General features: G+C 59.7%; 24 protein-coding genes, 1 tRNA gene and 1 pseudogene. 8 read left to right on the top strand and 18 right to left on the bottom strand.

Translation table 11 applies throughout. The annotated features are described in order from the left end of the window. Positions 1-186: 186 nt before the first annotated feature. The 10 genes from BUB04_RS16620 to BUB04_RS16575 form a co-directional block, all read right to left on the bottom strand. Complete coding sequence (locus BUB04_RS16620; RefSeq protein ID WP_084076595.1) at positions 187-1110, bottom strand: glycine betaine ABC transporter substrate-binding protein; 924 nt, start codon at positions 1108-1110, stop codon at positions 187-189. 101 nt (positions 1111-1211) lie between these two features. After that, entirely contained in the window at positions 1212-1964 is a 753-nt protein-coding gene (locus BUB04_RS16615) for an ABC transporter permease (RefSeq protein ID WP_073041577.1), read from the bottom strand. Then, entirely contained in the window at positions 1964-3118 is a 1155-nt protein-coding gene (locus tag BUB04_RS16610) for a betaine/proline/choline family ABC transporter ATP-binding protein (RefSeq protein WP_073041575.1), read from the bottom strand. Before BUB04_RS16610 ends, BUB04_RS16615 begins: the two co-directional genes overlap by 1 nt. Beyond that, entirely contained in the window at positions 3115-3771 is a 657-nt protein-coding gene (locus tag BUB04_RS16605; RefSeq protein ID WP_073041573.1) for an ABC transporter permease, read from the bottom strand. The genes BUB04_RS16610 and BUB04_RS16605 overlap by 4 nt, the downstream gene beginning before the upstream one ends. A gap of 177 nt (positions 3772-3948) precedes the next feature. After that, positions 3949-4581 (bottom strand): corrinoid protein, encoded by a 633-nt coding sequence (locus BUB04_RS16600; RefSeq protein WP_073041571.1) that lies wholly within the window; start codon positions 4579-4581, stop codon positions 3949-3951. 19 nt (positions 4582-4600) lie between these two features. After that, a complete protein-coding gene (locus BUB04_RS16595; protein ID WP_073041569.1) occupies positions 4601-6052 on the bottom strand; it encodes a trimethylamine methyltransferase family protein in 1452 nt (483 codons plus the stop codon). 9 nt (positions 6053-6061) lie between these two features. Continuing rightward, entirely contained in the window at positions 6062-6841 is a 780-nt protein-coding gene (locus BUB04_RS16590; RefSeq protein ID WP_073041567.1) for a hypothetical protein, read from the bottom strand. A gap of 11 nt (positions 6842-6852) precedes the next feature. Beyond that, a complete protein-coding gene (locus tag BUB04_RS16585; protein ID WP_073041564.1) occupies positions 6853-9762 on the bottom strand; it encodes a 2Fe-2S iron-sulfur cluster-binding protein in 2910 nt (969 codons plus the stop codon). Further along, complete coding sequence (locus tag BUB04_RS16580; RefSeq protein ID WP_073041562.1) at positions 9759-10019, bottom strand: sarcosine oxidase subunit delta; 261 nt, start codon at positions 10017-10019, stop codon at positions 9759-9761. The genes BUB04_RS16585 and BUB04_RS16580 overlap by 4 nt, the downstream gene beginning before the upstream one ends. Before the next feature lie 54 nt (positions 10020-10073). After that, a complete protein-coding gene (locus tag BUB04_RS16575) occupies positions 10074-11291 on the bottom strand; it encodes an FAD-dependent oxidoreductase (protein WP_073041560.1) in 1218 nt (405 codons plus the stop codon). Positions 11292-11555: 264 nt separating this feature from the next. Between BUB04_RS16575 and BUB04_RS16570 the strand changes: the two genes are divergently transcribed. Further along, positions 11556-12434: a MurR/RpiR family transcriptional regulator gene (locus BUB04_RS16570; RefSeq protein ID WP_073041558.1), complete on the top strand. Its 879-nt coding sequence runs from the start codon at positions 11556-11558 to the stop codon at positions 12432-12434. Positions 12435-12669: 235 nt separating this feature from the next. On the opposite strand, the gene BUB04_RS16565 is transcribed toward BUB04_RS16570, so the two are convergent. After that, complete coding sequence (locus tag BUB04_RS16565) at positions 12670-13455, bottom strand: DUF72 domain-containing protein (protein WP_073041556.1); 786 nt, start codon at positions 13453-13455, stop codon at positions 12670-12672. Between BUB04_RS16565 and BUB04_RS16560 the strand changes: the two genes are divergently transcribed. Further along, on the top strand, positions 13454-14347 hold the full coding sequence (locus BUB04_RS16560; RefSeq protein WP_073041554.1) for a DUF1848 domain-containing protein: 894 nt from the start codon (positions 13454-13456) through the stop codon (positions 14345-14347). The two genes, BUB04_RS16565 and BUB04_RS16560, sit on opposite strands and share 2 nt — an antisense overlap. Further along, a complete protein-coding gene (locus tag BUB04_RS16555; protein ID WP_245795222.1) occupies positions 14344-14886 on the top strand; it encodes a YbhB/YbcL family Raf kinase inhibitor-like protein in 543 nt (180 codons plus the stop codon). Before BUB04_RS16560 ends, BUB04_RS16555 begins: the two co-directional genes overlap by 4 nt. Here BUB04_RS16555 and BUB04_RS16550 read toward each other — a convergent pair. Beyond that, positions 14864-15199, bottom strand: a complete 336-nt coding sequence (locus BUB04_RS16550) for a hypothetical protein (RefSeq protein WP_073041552.1) — start codon at positions 15197-15199, stop codon at positions 14864-14866. The two genes, BUB04_RS16555 and BUB04_RS16550, sit on opposite strands and share 23 nt — an antisense overlap. Before the next feature lie 168 nt (positions 15200-15367). On the opposite strand from BUB04_RS16550, the gene BUB04_RS16545 reads away from it, so the two are divergent. Further along, positions 15368-15443: transfer RNA gene (locus tag BUB04_RS16545), tRNA-Arg, on the top strand. Between the two features lie 14 nt (positions 15444-15457). On the opposite strand, the gene BUB04_RS16540 is transcribed toward BUB04_RS16545, so the two are convergent. The 6 genes from BUB04_RS16540 to BUB04_RS16515 all read right to left on the bottom strand — a co-directional run bounded on the left by BUB04_RS16540 (position 15458) and on the right by BUB04_RS16515 (position 19967). Further along, positions 15458-16648, bottom strand: a complete 1191-nt coding sequence (locus BUB04_RS16540) for a tyrosine-type recombinase/integrase (protein ID WP_073041550.1) — start codon at positions 16646-16648, stop codon at positions 15458-15460. 88 nt (positions 16649-16736) lie between these two features. Then, positions 16737-16973: a helix-turn-helix transcriptional regulator gene (locus tag BUB04_RS16535; protein WP_073041547.1), complete on the bottom strand. Its 237-nt coding sequence runs from the start codon at positions 16971-16973 to the stop codon at positions 16737-16739. A 425-nt stretch (positions 16974-17398) separates the two neighbouring features. Beyond that, the gene (locus BUB04_RS16530; protein ID WP_073041545.1) at positions 17399-17701 is read right to left on the bottom strand and encodes a hypothetical protein; all 303 of its coding nucleotides are present in this window, start codon (positions 17699-17701) and stop codon (positions 17399-17401) included. Next, positions 17698-18141 (bottom strand): PilZ domain-containing protein, encoded by a 444-nt coding sequence (locus BUB04_RS16525; protein ID WP_073041543.1) that lies wholly within the window; start codon positions 18139-18141, stop codon positions 17698-17700. The genes BUB04_RS16530 and BUB04_RS16525 overlap by 4 nt, the downstream gene beginning before the upstream one ends. A gap of 191 nt (positions 18142-18332) precedes the next feature. After that, positions 18333-18791, bottom strand: coding sequence for a PilZ domain-containing protein (locus BUB04_RS16520; protein ID WP_143156536.1), 459 nt, complete (start codon positions 18789-18791; stop codon positions 18333-18335). Positions 18792-19310: 519 nt separating this feature from the next. Beyond that, on the bottom strand, positions 19311-19967 hold the full coding sequence (locus BUB04_RS16515; RefSeq protein ID WP_073041539.1) for a thermonuclease family protein: 657 nt from the start codon (positions 19965-19967) through the stop codon (positions 19311-19313). 382 nt (positions 19968-20349) lie between these two features. Here BUB04_RS16515 and BUB04_RS20330 point away from each other — a divergent pair. The 4 genes and pseudogenes from BUB04_RS20330 to BUB04_RS16500 form a co-directional block, all read left to right on the top strand. Beyond that, a pseudogene (locus tag BUB04_RS20330) lies at positions 20350-20640 on the top strand (hypothetical protein); the annotation flags it as partial. Positions 20641-20708: 68 nt separating this feature from the next. After that, positions 20709-20834, top strand: coding sequence for a Druantia anti-phage system protein DruA (locus BUB04_RS20165; protein WP_281246614.1), 126 nt, complete (start codon positions 20709-20711; stop codon positions 20832-20834). A 79-nt stretch (positions 20835-20913) separates the two neighbouring features. Next, positions 20914-21171 (top strand): DUF6444 domain-containing protein, encoded by a 258-nt coding sequence (locus BUB04_RS16505; protein ID WP_073041537.1) that lies wholly within the window; start codon positions 20914-20916, stop codon positions 21169-21171. Positions 21172-21205: 34 nt separating this feature from the next. Then, positions 21206-21622 carry a transposase gene (locus BUB04_RS16500; protein WP_073041535.1) on the top strand — a complete coding sequence of 139 codons (417 nt, stop codon included), beginning with the start codon at positions 21206-21208 and terminating at the stop codon, positions 21620-21622. Positions 21623-21703 lie beyond the last annotated feature (81 nt).

Genomic DNA, 21703 nt, shown 5'->3' with positions numbered 1-21703 from the left:
ATGAGAGCCCCTCTTGCCGTGAAGCGGATCTCTCGCGATGATCAAATCCGGCATGGAAGCAGCACACCGGCTATTCTTGCGAGACGTGACATTGAGTGGCGGAGTGACGTGGTATGTAGGGGCGAAAGATCTTTCGCCCCTACAGGCCTCTTACCGGTTCCCGGCCGGAAGCGTGGCGGTGGAAAGCTAAAGCAGCCCAACGCTCTTGAGCCATGCTTCAGCCACAGCCTTGGGGGATTTGTGCTCAATGTCCACCTCGTAGTTGAGCTGGGTCATGGCATCGGTGTCCAGCTTCCTGGCCAGTTCGGCGAAGATGGCTTCCAGCTCCGGGTATTGGTGGGCGGTTTCCTTGCGCACCACCGGGGCCGGGTTGTAGACGGGGAAGAACTGTCTGTCGTCTTGGAGCACTACCAGATTGAAACCCTTGATGCGCCCGTCGGTGGCGAACCCCATGGCCACCTCCAGCTGTCCATCCTTCAAGGCCTTGTAGAGAAGCCCCGAGCTCATCTTGATGATCTTGTCCGAGGGAAACTCGAAGCCGTAGGCCTTCTGCAGGGCCCGGTAGCCATCCGCTCTGGCATAGAATTCCGCGTTGAGGCCGAAGCGGATCTTGTCCGGGTTGGCCTTGACGAAGGCCGCCAGGTCCGAAAGGGTCTTGATGCCGGTGGCTTCTGCGGCCTCTCGGCGCATCATGAGGCAGTACGTATTATTGAAAGCCATGTAGGGCAGCCACACCAGCCCGTTTTTTTCCAGGTCTTCCTTTTTGACGGTTTCGTAGCACTTGACCGGATCGGTGATGGCTTCCTTGTGCTTGAGGTGCACCAGAAGACCAGTTCCCGTGTATTCCATGTAGGTGTCGATCTGGCCGGCCAGGAGAGCCTTCCGAGCCACCAGGGTGCCGCCCAACCCCGTCTTGTCTTCACACTGGAAGCCGTGCTTTTCGAGCAGGGCGATCATGATCTGCCCGAGAATTCGCTGCTCCGTAAATTCCTTGGATCCGACCACCATCTTTTTGTCGGCCGAATAGGCCTGGTGAGTGGCGAAAAAGATCCCAAAGCCCAGGAAAACGAAAAGGGCGATGGCCGTAAGTTTCAGTCTCTTCCTGTTCATGGTGTCCTCCTTTGGGTTGAGTGTTGAGGGATGGATCGGCTTTTCCGTATCCATGGTCACAGGCCCCTTGGGGCAAGGAAACCAGCAGAAAGCGGTGACGGTCAGGCTGCCGTGGTGTGGTGTTCGTAGACGAGACCCGGACTGATGATCCTCTTTTCCAGCTGGCCAAAGACCCAGTTGAGGGCGATGGCCAAAGCGGCCGTGGGAACCGCGCCCGCCAGCATGTAGGCCGGGTCTACCATGGCGATGCCCGTAAAGATCAGGTCGCCCAAGCCTCCGCCGCCCACCAGGAAACTCAGGGCGGCGGTGCCCACATTGATAACCGTGGATGTTCGAATGCCGGTCAAAATGATGTAGAGAGCGTTGGGATATTCCACCCGCAAAAGAACCTGCCACGGGGTCATGCCCATGCCCCGGCCGGCGTCCAGCACGACCGGATCGATGCTCGCCAGGCCCGCCACGGTGTTCCGGATGATGGGTAGAAGGCTGTAGATCACCAGGGCGAAGATGGCTGTCTGCTTGCCGATGCCCATGTACACCATGGCGATGGCGATGACGGCCAGGGATGGCACGGTCTGGCAGATTCCCAGGAGGTTGAGGATCCAATCCCGGTATCGGCGCATGAACCCTCGGGTCAGCAGGGTGCCCAAGGGGACGCCCACGGCGATGGCGATGGCGCTGGAGGTGAGGACCAGCTGGAGATGCTGGCCCAGAAGACGAAAAATGTCACGGGGGTGTTCCATGGCGAAGGAAAGAAATCCCTGGTGTTCGGCAAAGGCGCCTGCCGCGAAAGCGAACACCACGGCCACCAGGACCCAGAAACGACCGCTTCGATCCGACTGTGCCGAGTGCATCACAGGATTCTCCCATCCGCCGTAATGCGGCCCCAATGGCCGCCTCGTTCATCGTAGGATTCCCCCACCACGGAAAAGAGGGTACGGGTGTTGAGAAATCCCTGGAGGCGGCCCGCATCGTCCACGGCCACCACGATGCCCAGATCGTAGCTGAGCATCTTGCTCAGCGCGTCCTTCAGGTTGGTGTCGGGCTTTACCGTCAAGCTCAAGGGCCGGACCACGTCACCGACGGTGCCCTTGTGGCCTCGCAAGTCGTAGAGATTCACATAGCCCTTGAGGCGCCCCTGCCGGTCCGTCACCAGAAGGTAGCTCATGTCCTGCTCGATCATCTTTTCGGCCACCTTCTCGCTGGGATCCTCCTCCAGGCAATGGACGGGGTTGCGCAGCATGGCGTGTTTGACCCTCAAGAGATTGAGGCGCTTCAGAGTGCGATCGGCGCCCACGAAGTCCTTGACGAACTGGTTCTTGGGTTTGGTGAGCAGCTCTTCCGGGGAACCGAACTGGATGAGACGGCCGGCGTCCAGCAGGGCGATCTTGTCGCCCATCTTGATGGCCTCATCGATATCGTGGGTCACGAAGACGATGGTCTTTCGAAGCCGCGCCTGGATCCTGAGGAACTCTTCCTGTAGGACTTCCCGGTTAATGGGATCGATGGCCCCAAAGGGTTCGTCCATGAGCATCACGGGGGGATCCGCCGCCATGGCCCGCGCCACGCCGACCCTTTGGGCCTGGCCGCCGCTGAGCTCCCGAGGGTAGCGAAACCGGTAGGTGTCCGGGTCCAGATTGACCAGATCCAGGAGTTCATCGACCCGCTCGGCGATGCGCTTCTTGTCCCACCACAACAGCTTGGGGACGGTGGCGATGTTGTCATAGACCGTCATGTGCGGAAAAAGACCGATCTGCTGAATCACGTAGCCGATCTGACGCCGAAGCTGAATGGGGTCCATGTCCATGACGTTCTGGTCCCCGATGTGGATGGTTCCGGACGTGATGGATGTCAGGCGGTTGATCATGCGCATGATGGTGGTCTTTCCGCAGCCGGAGGAGCCGATGAGCATGCAGATTTGGCCTTCCGCCACTTCCAGGCTCACGCTGTCCACGGCGGGAAAGGCGCTCCCCGGATAGATCTTGGTGACGCGTTCCAGTCGAATCATCGTTCGTTCCTCAATCCTTTGCTGACCATGCGTTTTTCGGCCAATCCGAAAAGGTAATCGGTGACGACGGCCATGACCGCCACGGTGAGGGCGCCTGCGTTCACCATGGCGTCGTAGCTCTGGTTGATGCCCATGAAGATGTAGTGCCCGAGGCCCCCCGCCCCGATGAAAGCGGCGATGGCCCCAATCCCGATGGACATGACCACGGCCACGCGGACGCCGGCGAAAATGACGCTGAGTGCCATGGGAATCTGGACCTTGAAGAGCACCTGTCGGCGGGTCATGCCCATGCCGGTCCCGGCATCGATGATGGCGGGATCCACCGCATTCAAGGCGGCGTAGGTGTTGCGGATGATGGGCAGCTGGGAATAGAGGACGAGGGCCACCACGGCCGGGACCGTGCCGATGCCGTAGCCGAAGACCGACAGGATGGGGATCATGATGCCGAAGAGAGCGATGGACGGGATGGTCATGATGATCCCGGCCAGATAGAGCACCACCTCCGCGGCCTTCCGGTTGAAGCTGATCCAGATGCCGATGGGCACTCCCGTAACGATGGCGATCAGGACGGCAATGGTGACGAAGGTGAAGTGTTGGGTGGCAAGATGCAGCGTCTCCTGCCAGTTGTTGACGAAAAATTCCCACACACTCATAAAACGACCTCGTGCCGTAAGAGGATGGAACGCCTCGGTTCAACGGATGCAGTCGAAACAACGACAGAATGAACGAGTAAGATGAGAAGGCGAACGGGGATGATCGAACGGGCCTGCGCCCGTGCCATCCGCCGACCGGCGGACGGTGGAACAGGCGCAAGACCCGCATCCTGAAAGCTACTGCACCAGCGACTTGGCCAGCTTGGCGGCGGAACCCGCGTCCGGAGCGTATCCATCGGCGTTGATGGAAGCGGCGAAAGCCCGGGTCACCGGAGCGCCCCCCACCATGACCTTTACCTTATCGCGCAGCCCGGAGGATTCCAAGGCCGCCACGGTCTCCTTCATCATGGGCATGGTGGTGGTGAGAAGGGCCGACAGGCAGACGAGCTGGGCGCCGTTGTCGCGAGCGGCGGCCACGAAGGTCTCCGGCGCCACGTCCACACCCAGGTCCTTCACTTCAAAGCCGGCGCTTTCCATCATCATGGCCACCAGGTTCTTACCGATGTCGTGGAGGTCGCCCTTGACCGTGCCGATGACCACTTTGCCGGCGGCGCTCAGATCATCGGCCGCCAGCAGCGGCTTCAGGATCTCCACGGCGGCGCTCATGGCCTTGGCCGCCATGAGAACTTCCGGGATGAACATGTCTTCGTTTTCCATGCGCTCGCCCACCACGTCCATGGCGGGGATGAGGGCCTGGTTGAGGATGTCCTTGGCCGAAACGCCCTGATCCAGGGTTTGACGGACCCGGCGGCACAGTTCTTCCCCATCGCCGGAAATCAAAGCCTGCTTAAGTTGTGCCCAATCGCTCATCGTTTCCTCTCCCTGTCTCCTAAAGAAGGATCTCAAAACGCTCCCGAATTTGTCGATCGAGAGACTCGGATATATAAGGGGTTTCTTCCCCGGACAGCAACCGCTCCACCAGGCGGCGGGCACGGGCCCACGCGTCCGCCGCACCGTCCTTTTCCCACTTGGGACGGCTCTTTCGGTCGGTGATGCCGTTGCCTTCGAAATATTCATCGTGCAGATGCGCCATGGTATGGGGGCTTGTCATGAAGTTGCCGCCGGGGCCCACCGATTCGATGACCTCCAAGGCCAGGCGATCCGCATCCACCGGAATCCCTTCCAGCACCTTACAGCTCATGCCGATGATTTCGTCGTCGATCACAAACTGTTCGTAGGCCACGGCCAGCATGGATTCCAGCATGCCCGCCGCATGATGCACGTAGTTGGAACCGCCCATGGCGGCCAGGACGATGGTGAGCGCCTTTTCCCATCCGGCCTGGGCGTCGGGAATCTTGGCGTCGGAAAGCCCCGCCGAGTTGTAGTTGGGCACGCCCACGTGAGCGGCCATCTGGTGGATGGCGGCGTTCATCATGCCGCATTCCACGGCGCCGCCCAGGTATCCCATGGTTTTCAGATTGGCCATTCCCGGAATGCCGCCGTAGAGAACCGGGGCCCCGGGCTGGGTCAACTGACACACGGTGATGCCGGCCAGTTGCTCCGCATGGATCTGGGCCAGCGTGCCCGCCATGGTGATGGGGGACGTGGATCCGGCCATGGGGGCACAGGAAAGGGCCACGGGGATGCCGTGACGGTTGGCTTCCCGCATGATGCGCGTGGATTGGGTGCAGAACTTCAAGGGGCTGATGGCAAAAGAGGTGATGATGGAGAAGAACGGCCTGGCCTTGAGGGCGTCCATGCCGTCGGCCAGGAGCGCCGCCAGTTCCAGGACGTCGTGGAACGATTTTTCATTGTTCACTCCGGCCATCACGTGCTTGCGCGTCCCCTTGAAGCACGCATAGAAGACGTTCACGTCGTAGGCGGCTTCGGGAATGTCCGTGGGGATGCAGGGCCGGAGGTAAAAATGGATGTTGTCTAGCTTGTCCACCAGGCGGGCCAGATCGTAAACGTCCTTGAGCGTGGAAGGTCGGGCGGTTCCGTTTTCGGGGTCCACGATCTTGATGGCGGCGCCTCCCGTACCCAAATGAACCAGGTCGTCCTGGAGGTCCAGGTGGCTGTCCTCGCTCCGGCCGTATAGGATGACCCGGTTGGGAGCCTTGGCGGTCTGAGCTTCCACGAGGGAGCGGGGGAAGGCGATGCGTGCCTTTTCACGGTCCACTCGGGCTCCTGAGCCTTCCAGCATCTCCAACAGATCGTCCAGGCCGGATTCGTAGGTGAAGCCCACACGCTCCAGGATGGTCAGAGCGGCGTCGTGAATCGTTTCGACCTGATCCTGGGTCAGAGGACGGTAGATGCCGCCTCGGCGGCCCTTGCTCTTCATGGTCTTCTCCTATTGCGAAACGAGATTTTCGAAAAACCGTTCTTCGCCGGCGGGACGAAGCCCCAGCGGGTCGCCGGCGTGCAGCAAAGCCTCGGCCACCGACGGGCCGTAGCCTCGCGAAAAGGCCAGCAGGACCAGCGCCGAAAGGTCCTCCCTTCGTGGCAGAACCACCTGAGTCGGCACGTGACAGACCGGCCCCTGAAAGACCACCGGGCAGGAAATGTCGGGGCGGCGCAAGTCCAGGGAGGCGACCCGCTCCATGACGTCCAGTGCCCCGGGGCCGGCAAGGGCCAGCAGGACCAGGCCGTCGGTCAGATCCGTCGTCCACACTCCCTTGGGGGCTAAGAGATTGTCTGAAAATGGCGCATTTTCCCCTTCCAACGCCCATTCGTCATCCCCGCGAAAGCGGGGATCCAGGATCTCCGGCAACTGATGGACTCCCGCTTGCGCGGGAGTGACGGCTTGAGGAGTTCTCGGACAGCCTCCCAGGGGAGGGGCATCGGGGCGGAGCCGCCAAAGGCCGGCCTGGACCGGGTTAAGCCGGTTGATGATCCAGCCTTCATGGAAGGTGCTTGATCCTGGTTGCGCCGGTACGATGCCTTCCAAACCGGGTGTGCGATCCAGTGCGGAACCCTGGAGGTCCCACTTGGGCACGTGACTTAAGTCCACGATCCAGGGGCCGTCGCCTTCGTCGCGGAAGCGAAGGGTCACGTTCCAACCGTCCCGGACGACCTGATCCAGCGGCGTTCCCGGCAGGGTGAGCGGAGCATGGCGGTAAGCTTCGTTCATGATGGGGGCTCCTAACATTTCATTCGCTGGCCTTCGGGATCATAAAAGGGCGTGGGTACCACCCGGGCGTCGAAATATTCGGGGGGATCTCCCGGCTCGAAAATACGCAGGCGGGATCCCAGGGCAGCCAGGTCGTCGTCCACCAGTGCCAGTCCGATGGCCTTGTCCAGGGTGGGGCTGTAGCGGCAGGTGCATACGTGACCACGGATGGACCCGTCCACCACGATGGAGCCGTCCAGAGGGGGGCGGGATCCGTCCACCAGGAATCCCACAAGCTTCAGCCGTCCCTCTTGGCTTTCCGCGAACTGGAGAGCGGGGGCTCCCACCGTCTTGGCCCAGGTTTTTGTCCGATCCCATAAGAAGCCCAGCCCCAAGTCAATCAGGGTGGTTCGGATCTCGCTTTCCTGGCCGATGATCACATGGCCCTTTTCCATGCGAAGCACGTTTTGCGCCTCCAGACCGAAGGGCCGGATGCCCAGGGGACGGCCCGCCTCCAGGAGCCACTGCCAGACCGTGCGGGCCATGGAGGAAGGTATATGGATCTCGTAGGAAAGCTCCCCGACGAAACCGAGGCGAAGGACACGGGCCGGAACCAGCCCTTTCAGGCGGAATTCGCGATAGCCCATGAAGGGAAAGGCGTCGTTGGAGACATCCGCGTCCGTCAACTGCTGAAGGACATCCCGGGCCTTGGGCCCCGCCAGATTGATGGAGGCCAACGAATCGGTGAGGTTCACCAGATAGTATTCCCAATCTTCGTGGCGGGTGTGGAAACGGAACCATTCGACAGTGGCGCCCGCACGCCCGGTGGATGTGGTGAAATAGTAGTCGTTTTCGCCCAGCTTGGTCGCGACGCCGTCGTCCAGCAGGCAGCCGTCTTCGGTGCACATGGCCGAATACTTGAGTTTGCCGGCGGGAACCCGGCTCATGTCGCCCACATAAACCCGCTGCAGCGCCTTTTCGGCGTCGGGGCCGAAGATGCGAAACTTTCCAAGAGTGGACCCGTCCAGGATCCCCACGTTGTTGCGAACGTTCAGGATCTCGTCCCGGCAGGTGGGGTCGCTGCTGAAGTACCGCGCTCGTTTCCACACCCCCACGCGGCGAAAGACGGCCCCCGCTCGCTCCTGCACGTCGTGAAGAGGTGTCTTCTTGTGGATATCCGGATGAAGACCCGCGTAGGTGGCGAGAAGCGTGGGTTTCAAGGGAGGGCGAACCGTAGTGGGGCGCAACGTTCCCGCGGACTCGCCCCTGAGGTGCGCCATGATGAGCGGCAGATTATGCCCCGGAATGCCGCTCTGGCTGGGTCCCGTTCCGATGGCCGTTACCCGCTTGGCCAGCTCTGGAACGTCGAAGCCCATCCGGACGGACTGGCGCACGTGCTTGACCGTGGCATCCTCGTCGAAGCAGACAAAGCTTCTGGCTCCGGCCCCGGGAGCCAGGACCAGCTTGGACCCGCGAAGCACTCGGTGGTTGTCCTGGAGCTCAGTGAGGGCTTCATCCGCCCTTGGAGCATCCAGGGCCCCGCAGTGGACCGCCGCCCGCAGGCCGGCTGCGGTTCCGGAAAGTTCGATGGATGCCGGATCATCGTAGCCCACGAGGCGCCCGGCCGCATAGAGGCCTTCCGGCAGGGACGCGGGAAGGAAATATCCCGTGCGTTCATCGTAGGAAAGGGGCAACCTGGCAAGGGAAAAGAGGCCGGTGAGGGGTGTGAGTCCCGCGGAAGCCGCCAGAACGTCGCAGGAAATCGTTCGCGTGGCGCTTCCCTCGGTGGTGGAGAGCACTACGGCTTCCACGGCTTTTTTCCCAAGAGCCCGTGCGGCCACCCATCCTCTGAGAAACGGAATGTTTCGCTCTTCCAAGGCGGCAATCCGTTGGGGGTCCTGTCCGTCGGACCGGCAGTCCGCGACGCAGGCCACGTGCAGCCCCTGGTCGTGCAAGTCGGCGGCGGCTTCCAGGCCCAGATCGTGGCCCACACTGAAAACAGCCGCGGTGCCGGGAAGGAGACCGTAGGTGCGCGCCAGGCGGTGGGCGCATCCGGGCTGCATGACCCCGGGCCTTTCGTTGTGTTCGAAGACCAGCGGCCTTTCCGTGCATCCCGTGGCCGCCACCACGGCGCGGGCCCGGATTTCCAGGTATCTTTGATGGAAGAAATCGTCCGGGCCTCCCTCCTGAACGGCCGTCACCAAGTTGTCGCCGTAGAGGCCCGTGGCGGTGCACGAAGTGTAGACACGGACGTTGGAGAGGGATTCCAGTTCTCGGGCGAGATGTCGGCCTCGCTCGTAGAGCGGGGTCCCATGGTGTTCCACGGTGCGCCAGTCGTAGAAACCGCCCAGCCAGGGGCGAGATTCCAGCAAGACCACGCGAAGCCCTGTTTGGGCTGCAGCCCTGGCGGCTTGCATGCCGGCGGGACCGCCCCCCACAACGCACACATCCGCATGGAAATGCAGCTCGTCATAACGGCCGGGTTCCCACGACGGGTTGACGGTGCCAGCGCCGGCGGCCCTTCGGATTAGGGTCTGGAAAAAGGGCCAGAGTCGGTAGGGCTTGTGGAAGACGCGGTAGTAGAATCCGGCGGGCATGGCCCAGTGGAAGGCGTCCAGAAACCCGAGAAGATCCCGCTCGGGGCTTCCCACGACGTTCTGGGGCCGGACCTGCATCCCTCCCCGCAACGGCACCTGTTCGGCGCGCATGTTGGGCAGCCCGTCGATTTCCATGAGGCAGTTGGAGGATTCACCATCCAGGCTGTACAGGCCACGGGGGCGGTGGTATTTGAGGCTCCGGGAAAAGATCCGAACCCCGTTGGCGAAAAGAGCCGTGGCCACCGTGTCTCCGCGGTAGCCTTCCAAGAGCCGGCCGCCATAGGAGAACGGGAGAGGATGCCGGGTGTCGATGCGCTGCGTGGGGCTGTGGGGAAGTCGTTTCATCGGGTCGCCTCCGAGGATGCCGTTTCCCGGTTGGTCATGGGGTCCCGCCACACGGTGAACCACCGGCCGCAGCCGTCGCGGTGAAACCACCATTCCCGCTGGGGCCCGGGCCGGTTGGTGCGCAGGTGCACATAATCGCACCAGTTCTGGGGCGTGAGGTTTTCGTAATCGGGGCGGGCGCCGCGTTCTTCGCCGCCGAATCGGAATTCATAGAGATCGCGCTTTCCGCAAATCGGGCAGGTGATGGTAAAGGACATGATTTTCTCCCGGCGGTTGGAGCGCGGCTCAGCCGTGGGGCCGGCCGCGTCGATTCAGTTCCACGGGCCGTATTGCGGCGGCGATGCCGTCTCGCCCAGCAGTCGATTCTCTTCGTAGCGCTTCAGGCGAAACGGCTGAAGAATCTTAGGGCACCGGCCGGTGGCCATGTATTCAGCCACGTATTTTCCGGTGACGGCGGCCGATTTGAATCCGAAGTAGCCCCAGCCGCAGTCCATGTAGTAGCCCTCGATGGGATCGTTGCCGTCGATGATGGGCGCCATGTCGGGAGTCATGTCGGCCAGGCCGCCCCAGATCCGCATGAACTTGACTCCTCGCAGGCAGGGTAAGAGCTCCGTGAGCGCCTCCGCCTGATGCTTGATGTAGTGCGCGGTGACGTGAGTGCCGTAACTGATCCAGGGATCCATGTGGGCGCCCGTGACCACCTCGCCCTTGAGGCTCTGGTTGGCGTAGCAGTGGTAGGCCCCGGAAGAGATCACGTGGTGGAGGAAGGGTTTGAGAGGTTCGGTCACCATGGCCTGGATAGGCAACACATGGATGGGAAGTCGGATGTCCACCATGGCCGAAACGAGGACACTCCAGGGACCGGCCGCATTCAGAACCCTGAGGGTGTGGATCGTGCCCCGGGACGTCTCCACCGCGGTGACGCGGCCACGGTGCACGGCGATGCCCGTGACTTCCGTCTGCTGATGGATGTGAACGCCCAGGGCCGAAGCGCCCTTGGCCAGAGCCCACACCAGGGCGTCGTGGCGGACGGTGCCCCCGGGAGGGTGGTACATGCCCCCGAAGACGGGATAAGTGATGTCTTCCGAGATGTTGAGATGGGGGATGAGTTCCTTGCATTGCTTGCGGTCCAGCAGTTCGCTTCGCACCCCCAGATACTGGGCGGAGGCCACCTGAAGGCGCAAGGCCCCCATGGCCGCCTCGCTGTGAGCCAAGTTCAGGTTGCCGCAGTTGAAGAACATGAGATTGAAATCCAGCTCGTCCATCAGCTGCGGCCACATCTTGAGTCCCTCGTCATAGAGGGGGATGTTTTCCTGGGTGCGCTGGTTGGCGCGGACGATGGCCGTGTTGCGGCCGGCGCTGCCGTAGCCGATGTGGTTCTTTTCCAGGACCGCCACACGGCGGACGCCGTGGTTCTTGGCGAGATAGTAGGCGGTGGCTAGGCCGTGTAGCCCGCCGCCCACAATGACCGCATCGTAGGTGGATCGAAACGGTGCCTGCTTCCAAAGTCTTCCGAACGGTTCGAACATGGGCTGCCCCCTGGTGCGGACGCGGTGGACGGGACGATCATGGCGACAGATTGCCGACTAACAAATGCAACAAAACATGTCAAACAAAAAAGCGGGGCCGAGATGGTCTGCGGGTTCTCTCTCGACGCGCAAAGCGTTGTTTGACGTGATGGATGCTGGGTGTGTGGCTGAGGGTGGGCAGTGGAAGTACTATGTCCTTCAGGTTGACAGGATGTGATAGAAATGCAACACGTGTTGCACACCTAAAGGCACGGGGGGAACAGAATGGATCGAGAAGGAAAGCCGTCCATCATGGAGATTTTGGCGGAAGTCAGGGACAATCTGACGCCGAAAGGAAAGGTCTTGGCCGATTACATTCGAGGCAACCCGAGGAAAGTGGTCTTCATGACGACCCGTGAACTGGGGGCCGCGTGCGGGGTGAGCGAATCCACGGTGGTGCGGTTTGCTGAACAACTGGGTTTTTCGGGCTATGGGGCGCTGATTCAGGCGCTTCGTGACCACATGGATGCTGGGCTCACCCTGATGGACCGCATCGAACTGATGGAAGGGCAGGGAGCGGATGGCGAGCGCGTGGCCCGGATCATCCTCGAGGAGATCGAGATCCTCAAGGGCCTTTTGGAAAACCTGGACATGAAGGCGTTCCGCCGCGTGGTTCAGCAGGTGCAATCCGCCAGGACCATTTACGTGGTGGGGGCGCGGCTATCCTACACGGTCGCCTATTACCTGGCGTGGTCTCTTATCAAGATCCGCTGCGGGGTGGAGCTCCTCAAGGGAAGCGACACCACCTCCATCGACCGATTGAGTTTGTCGGGGGGCGAAGGGGATGTGGTGATCCTGGTGGCCACGTCCCGCTATCCCAACGAGCTGGTCCGGGTGGCGAAGGCGGCCCGCCGGGTGGGCCATCGGGTCGTCGTGCTCACCGACAGCTTCCGATCTCCCCTTCTTGGTTTCAGCGATGAGCACCTGGTGGCGCCCGCGCGCCATATCCCCGTGTTCGGGAGCCCGGGGCCGCTTGTCTGCTTGGCCCGGTGCCTTCTCCATGAACTGCTGCGAAGCGGCGACGGTTCCGTTCGGGCCCATCTGGAAAGGTTGGAGGCGGTCTACAGGGAAAACGACATTTTCTTCAACCCTGACGTCGGATGACGGTTGTCCCGAGGGGCGTGGGGCCTTTCAGCATAGCCCCCAGCACAGAGGCCCCGTGATAACGAAGAATGAAAGTCCTGTGGTTCCAAACGGAGTGAGACTTTCATATAAAGGACCATGGCGAAGCCCGCTACCGCCCATGGATGAAAGAGTTTGCACCGGGGTGCTGTCCTCCCTGTGGGAGGGACGCGAGGCACGATGAGGGTCTTCGGCAATCTAACGGGCGTGCGCTCAGTCAATGGCGATCGCGCCTCGCGGTTTCGCTCGCACGGGACAGCCGCTCGTTCAGGATCTGCCTAAGCCGCCGGGCGTTGGCCGGCGCATGGGCCTCGAAGTCGTTGTCGAAATAGACGTAGGCCGGCTTTTGCCACGTGAGGATCTTTTCCGCCCACCGCTGGAGTTCCTCTTCCGAATAGCTGGAGGCGTAGAGTTTTCGCGATCCGTGCAGGCGGATGTAGACGAAGGAGGCCGTGAGGACTTCCGCGTAAGGGTAGCGCCCGGCGGTGTCGGAAAGGCAAAAGGCGATGCCGCGGGCCTGGAGCTCCCGGAAGAACCCCTCGTTTAGCCAGGACGGATGACGAACTTCGATTACCGGTTCCAAAACCTGATTAAGGATCACCGCGAAGTCCCGGAAAAGCTGCGCGTCGTAGTGGAGACTCGGCGGGAGCTGAAAGAGCACGGGACCGAGCTTTGGGCCCAGCAGGGCACATCGGGCAAGGAATTTTTCCATGTCCTCCTCCACCTCCTTGAGTCTTCGATGGTGGGTGATGGTTCGGGGGGCCTTCACGGCCCAAAGGAACCCTTCGGGAGTCCGGTGTCGCCAGCCTTCGAAGGTGTTTTCTTGCGGAAGGCGGTAAAAGGTGGCGTTCAGTTCCACGGTGTCGAATTCCTGAGCGTAGTATTCAAGCCACTTCCTCTGGGGCAGCCCTGCAGGATAGAATTTTGTTTGCCAGTGTTTGTAGTTCCACCCTGATGTACCGATTCGAAACCGTTCTCTCTTGGCAGAGGCTTCGCACTCCATGATCGTCCTTTCCGCATCCCGGCGAACCGACATCCCCGCCTTTTACATGGACTGGTTCATGGAGGGGATCCGTGCCGGCGGCTTCCAGGTGGAAAATCCGTACAACGGGCGGGTGAGCCGGGTTCCGGCGGACCCGGGTCGGGTGGCCGCCATCGTTTTCTGGTCCAAGAATTATCATGCCTTCCTCGAAGGAGGCTACGCCGCCGAGCTCCTGGAAAGGGGCTACCGTCTTTTCTTTCACTTTACCGTCAATTCGCCGCATAAGGTATTGGAGCCCGGACTGCCCGATCTGGATGAACGACTGCATCAGGTCCGGAAACTGACGGAGCTGGTGCCGCCCGAAGCCGTCAATTGGCGCTTCGATCCCGTCTGCTGGTTTCGAAACGGGCGGGGGGAGGTGCAGAACAACCTGGCCGATTTCGTGACAATCGCCGAATGCATGGCCCGGGCAGGCGTGAGCACGTGCACCACGAGCTTTCTGGATATCTATCCCAAGGTTCGACGACGGGCCCAGCTGGAAGCGCGCCTGGAATTTATGGGCGTGGAACAGGAGAAACGAATCCGGGTGCTTGGGCGCATGAACCAGGTCTTGAAATCTCTCGGGATCAGGTTGCAGGTCTGCTGTGAAAAGGAGCTTTGGGAGGCCTTGGGCCTGCAAGAGGGAATCCGGCCCGGAGCGTGTGTTTCCCACGAGCGGCTGGAAGCGATCTATGGGCCGCTGGCGTTGTCGCATCGGAGGGACAGGGGGCAGCGGTCGGCTGCGGGCTGCGGCTGCCACGAATCCCGTGATGTGGGTTCTTACAGGCGCCAGCCCTGCGGGCACGGCTGTCTTTACTGCTATGGCAATCCCGTACGCGCCGAGGGGCGGTGCGGGAAAGGAGGTGGGCCATGAGAGTCGGGGTTTGGAGGATAGCGCTCATCGCCTGGATTGTTTTGGGGGCGCCCCAGGCCGTTGCGGGGGGCTTGGAACTTCGCTCCCCCGCCTTTTCCGACGGAGGGCGGATCCCCCTTCGATACGTCATGCCGGCGGCCGGCGGCAACAACCTCTCCGTTCCGCTGAAGTGGAGCGGGGTGCCGCAAAAGGCCCGATCCCTCGCGGTCACCATCGTGGATCCCCATCCCGTGGCGAAAAATTGGCTGCACTGGCTGGTGATCGACATTCCGTCGGACGAGGAAGAACTCCGGGAGGGGGCTTCCGGACGGGCCATGCCCCAAGGGTGCCGCGAGCTTTTGAACTCCTATGGGTTCCGTGGCTACGGCGGGCCCCAGCCGCCTCCGGGAACGGGCGACCATCCCTATGTGGTGACGCTCTACGCGCTGGATACGGACCGTCTCGACCTGAACGAGCAGGCGGGGCTGGAAGGGTTCCTGCGGGCGGTGCGGGGGCGGGTGCTGGAGAAGGCCACCCTCACAGGATATTTTGGGAGGTGATGGCGCGCAGCTTGGTGATCCGAAGCCTTCCGTCCTCCTCTTCCAAGTGCCAGCGCACCTTGAACCCCACGTGGGATTCCTTGAGCACGTCCAGGCAGAAGGCCTGAAAGTAGCCCTCGGGCACTCGCGTATGAAAGGCGGCCGGCTCGTCCGCTTCCTGCACAACCCAGCCCGAGAAGGGTTCGTAGGAGGTGGTGAAGGCAATCTCTTTGCCGTCTTCCAGGATGAGTCGGCCGGTGAAGGAAAGAAAGAAGAAGCGGCGCCCCTTGGCTTCGGCACGAACCGTGGATGTCTGCTCGAGAATACAGCTCATGACGTGACGCGCTCTCTTCCGGCTTATCTCCCCACGTGGACTTATGAACGGTGAATGTTGCATCATGAATCTTATCGGCAGCACTCCCGGATTCCATGAAGAAAAGAATCCTGTCTCGTTGACATGGCTGTCGGGCTGTGGTAGATAGCAGCCGCTTCTCACGAAGAAGGGCGACTAGCTCAGTGGATAGAGCGTTGGTCTCCGGAACCAAAGGTCCCGGGTTCGATCCCCGGGTCGCCCTCCAATAATTCCAACCACTTAGACCACCTTCCAGCAGTTAACGTTAACGTGAGGTTGCGTATAGGTTGCGGATGGTTGCGTGTGGTCTTTTGCCACACGGTCCAATTCGTCGATGTCCGAAAGGCTCTCTTTGGGCAGCCATTTGTAGTAGGTCTTGAAAGTCACCTCGGCCGAACTGTGCCCCATCTCCTTGGCCACCTCCGCTAACGGATCCCCTTTGCTCAAACGTAACGTGGCGTAGGTGTGGCGCATGTCGTGGGGTGTTCTGTGCCTTAGTCCCGACTTTTCGATGGCTCTGTTCCAGATCCTGCTCCGGAAGTTGTCTGTCCACAGAGGGTTGCCGCGTTCGTTTACGAAAACCCACGGGGGTACTTGCTTCCAGCCCTTTTCCAAAGTCTGCTGCTTCCGCCTCGCCTTCAGTTCCGTCAGAACCTTGGCCAGGTAGGTCGTCATTCGGATGTCCCGAAACCCGGCCTTGGACTTGGGCGTAGTCACTTTTCCTCCCACGAGATTCCTTTGGACCCGGATAATGCGATTGCGAAAATCGATGTCGCCCCATTGAAGCGCAAGGAGTTCTCCAATCCGCATTCCGGTTCGGAATCCGGTCACCACAAGTGGATAATGCTCTGGAAAATGTTCCTTCACAGTGCTCTCGAAAACGACCCAGTCGTGCCTGGTGAATGGATCCGGCTGCCTTCTGGATTTCTCGTTTTCCGGTACCGGGATCCTGACTCCCTTAGCCGGGTTGGTGTCTATGAAGCCATCTGCTTCTTTTGCAGCACGCAAAATGGCGCTAATGCAATTTCGAAGGTTTTTTATCGTTTGGCTTCTCAGGCCCTCCTTAAACTTTTTGTAGATAAAAGCATTGATGTCCTTTGTGGTTATTTCATCGATTCTTTTCGTGCCAATGGCTGGGATGATGTGTTTTTTGAGATTGCATTTGTAAACCTTTCTTGTGGATGACTTCAGTGAGTACGATGCGTATGTAGATAACCACATGGCAGCGTACATTTTGAAAGTCGGACATTCTTCTTTGCTTGAGTCAGGCTTTTCGGCAGCCAGGAACATCCTGGCTTCGATTTTCTTGGCCACCTCCAAGGCGAGTTTGCGATCCTTGCCAACCCTTTTTGCCTTTCTCGTTCCCTGATGATCTATGAAAATCCACCACACGCCCGAACCCTTCGGACGTTCGCGCACTTTGACTCCCATCTTCCCTCCTTTCCAAGTGCGCCAATCCGCAGGCCCATGATAACAGAGGCGGATGGCTTCGTCTTCCTTTGGTTGTGTTCCTGCTTCCTTACAGTCCCAGCGAGTCGATCACTTCATCGACGATGGTGTCGATTTGCTGGGGATCCATGCGAAAATGCTTGTCCATCCATTCATGGAGTTCACTTTCCTTCACTCGAACGATTTTCCTTCCGATCCGGAATGTGGGCAGAGGATGGATCCTGTCATGGACCAGGGTCCAGGCAGTGCGTTCAGAAATGCTCAGCTTCTTGGCCACGTCCTTTATGGTCAGGTAGTTGTCGTTCATGTCAGACCTCCAGTGAATTTTGAAAATTCTCCGGCAGCACGAAGCTGAATTCAGTAATACGAGGATCAGCGGATCTTTTGCGGTGTCCCGGGCCCGCACTTAATAAGGGGAAGGGGAAGAAAACTAATTTCTTGCTTTAAGGGAGGACTGACCGTGACGTCCTAGAGGGATTAAAAGGAAGGCGATAAAGGGGAAAGCTGGGAAAGATGCGTCTCGAAACAAACTAGGGAAAAAGTTACTTTCTTTTTTCTTCCCCTTTCCTGGGATCCCCAGCCGCAAGCCGCAAAAAACTGAGCGCCCTGATTCCGACGGTTGGAGCGTGAAAATTCGGTTCCGGAGGATGGCGGCGCTGCGGATGTAGGCCGAGAGGCAAGAAGAGCGGGCAACCAAGGGGAACCTCGGTTGCCCGTCTTTTGGGGATGTGTCTATAGCGAAGGCTGTGAATTCTCTTCTGGTGTGCTTCTTTGCTGAATCAGGGCCTTCCTTGCTCTTTCGAAGATGGCTGTCGCCTCCGGCACGGTAAGAACCCCTTGATCGACCTTGAGGCACAATCCGATCCGCAAAGCATGCAGCGCCTGGAGGTCATAGTCTTTGGGGTGCTTGGCTACAAGTGCCTGCCATTGGGCCTCGGCGGCCGGGTCGTGGCAATAGTTCTCCGGCTCCTCAGCCGGAACCGGCTGGACCCATCCCGCAAACACGAGGACAAGAGCGAGAAGGGCTTTTTTCATCGACCGTCTCCTATTGCGGCCAGGTAGGCCTCGACGTCCCTGTTTTCATCGGGATCAACGAAGACACATCCCACTTTCTCTTCGTGAACCGACCGGACCAGGACGGTTTTCTCAAAGCGTAAACCTTGCCCGGCGTCAAAATCCAGGAGAAGGATCTCGCTTTTCCTAAAATTTTCTTCCTTTTGAAGCAGCAGACCGGCCCCCGAGATGGACAGATCAACTACCGTTACCGGTACTACCGGCCCGGCAGGATAGAGCCTGCAAACCGTTCCCCGGAAATCGACCGGCACTCTTCGATGTTCCCTGAAAAGCACGTTGAGTCCGTAGCCCAGTGCCAAGCGGATTAGCTGCTCCTGGTCCCATTCAACGTCGGGGTTCCGGGTCCTGAGTATCGCCAAGGCTTCTTTGATTCTGTCTTCGAGCAACTTGCCGAGAATCATGATCTTTCCCCTTAGGTTGCCCCAATGCGAGCATGAGAGGATCTCATGTGAGTGAAAGAAGAACTTGATCGCTCCGCTCCGGAGTGGGTCAAGTAATCAAGTTTCGCTTTCAAAGGGGTCAGGGAATCTGGGCGGAAGAGATACCTCTTGAGGCGATGTGGTTTTGCGATGTCCGGTTTGTCTTGTCTTTTTCAATCTTCATCGTGTTCTGAGTCCAGAAGCCCCGAGATCACCAGATAAGCTTCGATGTCCTTGTTTCCATTTGGATCAACAAAGGCGCAGCCGATTCTCCCTTCCCGAACATACTGAACGATCGCCATCTTGTGGAAGTGGACATCCCCCTGCGAGAACTGAAGAATCACTATCTCATTCTCCCTGAATGATCCTGGCCCTTGTGTAACGAAAGCTGCCCCGGAAACGGACATATCCACAACCTTGATCGGGACGAACATATCCGGCGAATGCAGGCTGGAAGCAGTTCCCTGAAAATCGACGGGAACCCGTTGCTCGTCCCTTAGAAGAACATCCAGGCCACGATCCAATGCGTGTTCGATCAACTGATTCCGATCCAAGCCTTCATCGGGGTTGCGTGCCTTGAGGATCTCCAGAGCCTTATCCAATTTTTTCCCTAGCTTCTCGCTTAATTGCATGATTTTCCCCTCCAAGTCTGGCGATGTCGGTTAGGGATCGTAGCATTTCCATATGGCCGCGTTGGCGCAAAACACCGCAAGGTATGTGTTAAAATATCACCCGATACAGGAAATTTCCAACCAGATCGATATCCTAAACCGCCTGAGGGCGGAGGAATGCCGGCTTCAGGTCCTGGGCTTTTCGGCAAGGAGAGAATTCGCGACGTTAGGCAGGTCCTGGTCATTCTGAAGTGGAACAAACTGCTGCTGCGGTAAAACTTCTTGATGAGAGTAGCCGCTTTGTCTGTCTCTCTGGTCTTCTTGTGGTTTTATGACGAGGGCAACGAGCGCATGAGACTCGCCATGAGCAACGGCAAACGTTCTGGGTGGTCCAGGGTGTCGTATCCGAAAACCAAGAATACAAGAAGCCGATCACGTGGAATGGCCCCGGGCAAGTAGACTGAGGTGGGATGAGAAAAGGGGCGGGCAATCCGGGATGTGCTGGTTGTCCGTCCCATTTGCGTTCAATCCTCGGCGGCATCACGGAAGGCTCTCGCACACCCTGCCGTCCCCGTCCCGATCAAGCCGATGCACGTCCCGGCCGGTCAGTCGGAGACAATGCTCAAAACATTGTTCGGCTTCCGACCGGGTCCGGAAATCCCGGCAGTCCAAGTCCCGGTTGCAGGCGCAGGGGCCGGTCGGGGAGGACTTCACAGCGGGTCTCTTTTTGGAGTGGCGATAATCCCAAGGAGGAACAGGGTTCGGGTGGCTCCAAAGGCCCAGACGGCGCTCCCGGGCCTGTCGCTCCAATTCCAGCCAGGTCGAACATTCGGGGGCCCTGCAATACTTTCGATAGACCCATGCAAGGCCGTTTTTGACGAGCATCTGGTTGAGACTCACAGAGGATTTCTCGGGAAACACTATGGCCACGGTACGGCCGTAGCGGTCCTTGGCCTTTGGTTCCACCCGCACTATGGCGCCATAAACCTTGGATGATGCAAACTGCTTGGCCTTTTGGCCGAAATCCTGGCGTTTCTCCGGACAGTCTACACCGTAGAGGCGAATCCGCACCGCCCGTCCCTGGTGTAAAACCTCGAGGGTATCTCCATCCATGACTCCCACGACCTTGCCGGGCCAGGCAAAGGAAAAGCTGGGGAAAAAAAACAGGGCGGCAATCAGAATGGCAGCTCTTCGCATGTAAGCTCTCACAGGGTAGACTTTGCTGATGACGTGAGCTGATTTTTGGTACGGTTCCTCCGTCATCAAGCGAAGGGTAACCGTTGCCGGAACAATCTTGGACCATCCGGGGTCGCCACATCGGCCAGGCCGAACTCGATTGCATCCGCGCCACTGTTGCAAAGCACTGGCACAAGGGTAGAACGGCCATCTCAAGGATCCTGTGCGAGTAACGGGACTGGCGTCAAACCAATGGTCTTTTGAAGGAGCGGGCTTGCCGAGTCCTGCTTCTCAACCTCCAACGCGAAGGCGCCCTTGAGCTTCCGCCACCGAAAACGGTGCGGGTTCGGCGTTCTACGAAGCGGCCCCGCTGCTGTCCTCAGGAGATCGACACCTCGCCAATATGCGGGTCTGTGGCCGATTTCCGCTCACTCACGTTCACCGTGGTCCGCTCCAGCCCCGACGAGCAACTGCGGGACTACCTGATCGAGCGTTACCACTATCTGGGGCATCCCACGATTGTTGGGGCCTACCTCAAATACATCGCCCCCCTGGAGGGTCGGCCGGTCGCTGGCCTGGGGTGGGCTTCGGCGCGTGGAAGGTCGGCTGTCGAGGTGCCTTTATCGGCTGGGACCCAGCCACCCGCGAGGCGAACCTTCACAAGGTGGTCAACAATGTCCGATTCCTTATCCTCCCCTGGGTCCGAGTGCCCCACCTGGCCTCGAAGCTCCTGGCTGCCAACGTCAAGATTCTGGTGCGCGATTGCACGATTTCTATCGACAACCCCTGTCCCTGCTGGAAACCTTCGTGGAGAAGGACCGCTTTGAAGGCACCTGCTACAAAGCGGCCAACTGGCTGAAAGTGGGGCTCACCAAAGGCCGGGGATAATACGACCAGCACACCTACTCCAAGCCCGTCAAGGCCGTCTTCCTCTACCCCCTGCGCAAGGACTTCCGGGAGATGCTTCATGCCTAAGCCCAAGGACATGGAGATCAACAGGGCCATCCTGGAAAAGGCGTCCAGGGAAACCGTTATACAAATCACCGAGTTTCAGGCGGCAAGTATAGCCCAACTGAAAGCTCACATCGAAGAGTTTGAAGCCCGGATCAACCAAAACTCCTCCAACTCCAACAAGCCGCCTTCCTCCGATCCCCCTTACCGGAAACAAAAAAAAGCAGCACCAAAAAGAAGGACAAGAGACGGAGACTCAACGCAAATCTCGTAAAGGCCGTCGTCAGCAGTTCCTGAAGCCAACGGAAGTGAGAGAGGTTCATCCCACTCGTTGTGACTGCGGCCGCACCGAGTTCGAGCACCCCGAGCCCTACTATACCCACCAGCACATCGAGTTGCCCGAAATCGTCATGCAGGTCCTTCCCTTTGTGCTTTTCAAGGGCCGATGTCGTCATTGCGGTAAAACCGTCAAAGGGCATGTGCCCCCAGAATACCAAACAGGTTATGGTCCCCGGCTGTCCGCCCTGATCGCCGAATTGGGCGGCATCGACGGGGCCGGCAGGGAAACCATCCAGACCTTTCTCGCCTCCGTGCTCGGGGTCCCCATCAGCCAAGGAGGGATCCAGAAGGTGATCGATCGTGTGTCCCAGGCCATCGAACCTCACTATGAGGCGATCCAGGAAGTCGAACGGTCGTCGCCCGACTCCCTTCCCAACGGCTTGTGATGAGAGCGGCCCTGTGGCATATCTTCGGACACGGCGTCCATCGTCGACCCTGTGACAACGCGCGGACCCATCCCCCGGGAG

Source organism: Desulfacinum infernum DSM 9756 (assembly GCF_900129305.1).
Classification (GTDB): domain Bacteria; phylum Desulfobacterota; class Syntrophobacteria; order Syntrophobacterales; family DSM-9756; genus Desulfacinum; species Desulfacinum infernum.
The sequence above is the reverse complement of the archived record's forward strand: the minus strand, read 5'-3'. Positions and strand labels throughout refer to the sequence as shown.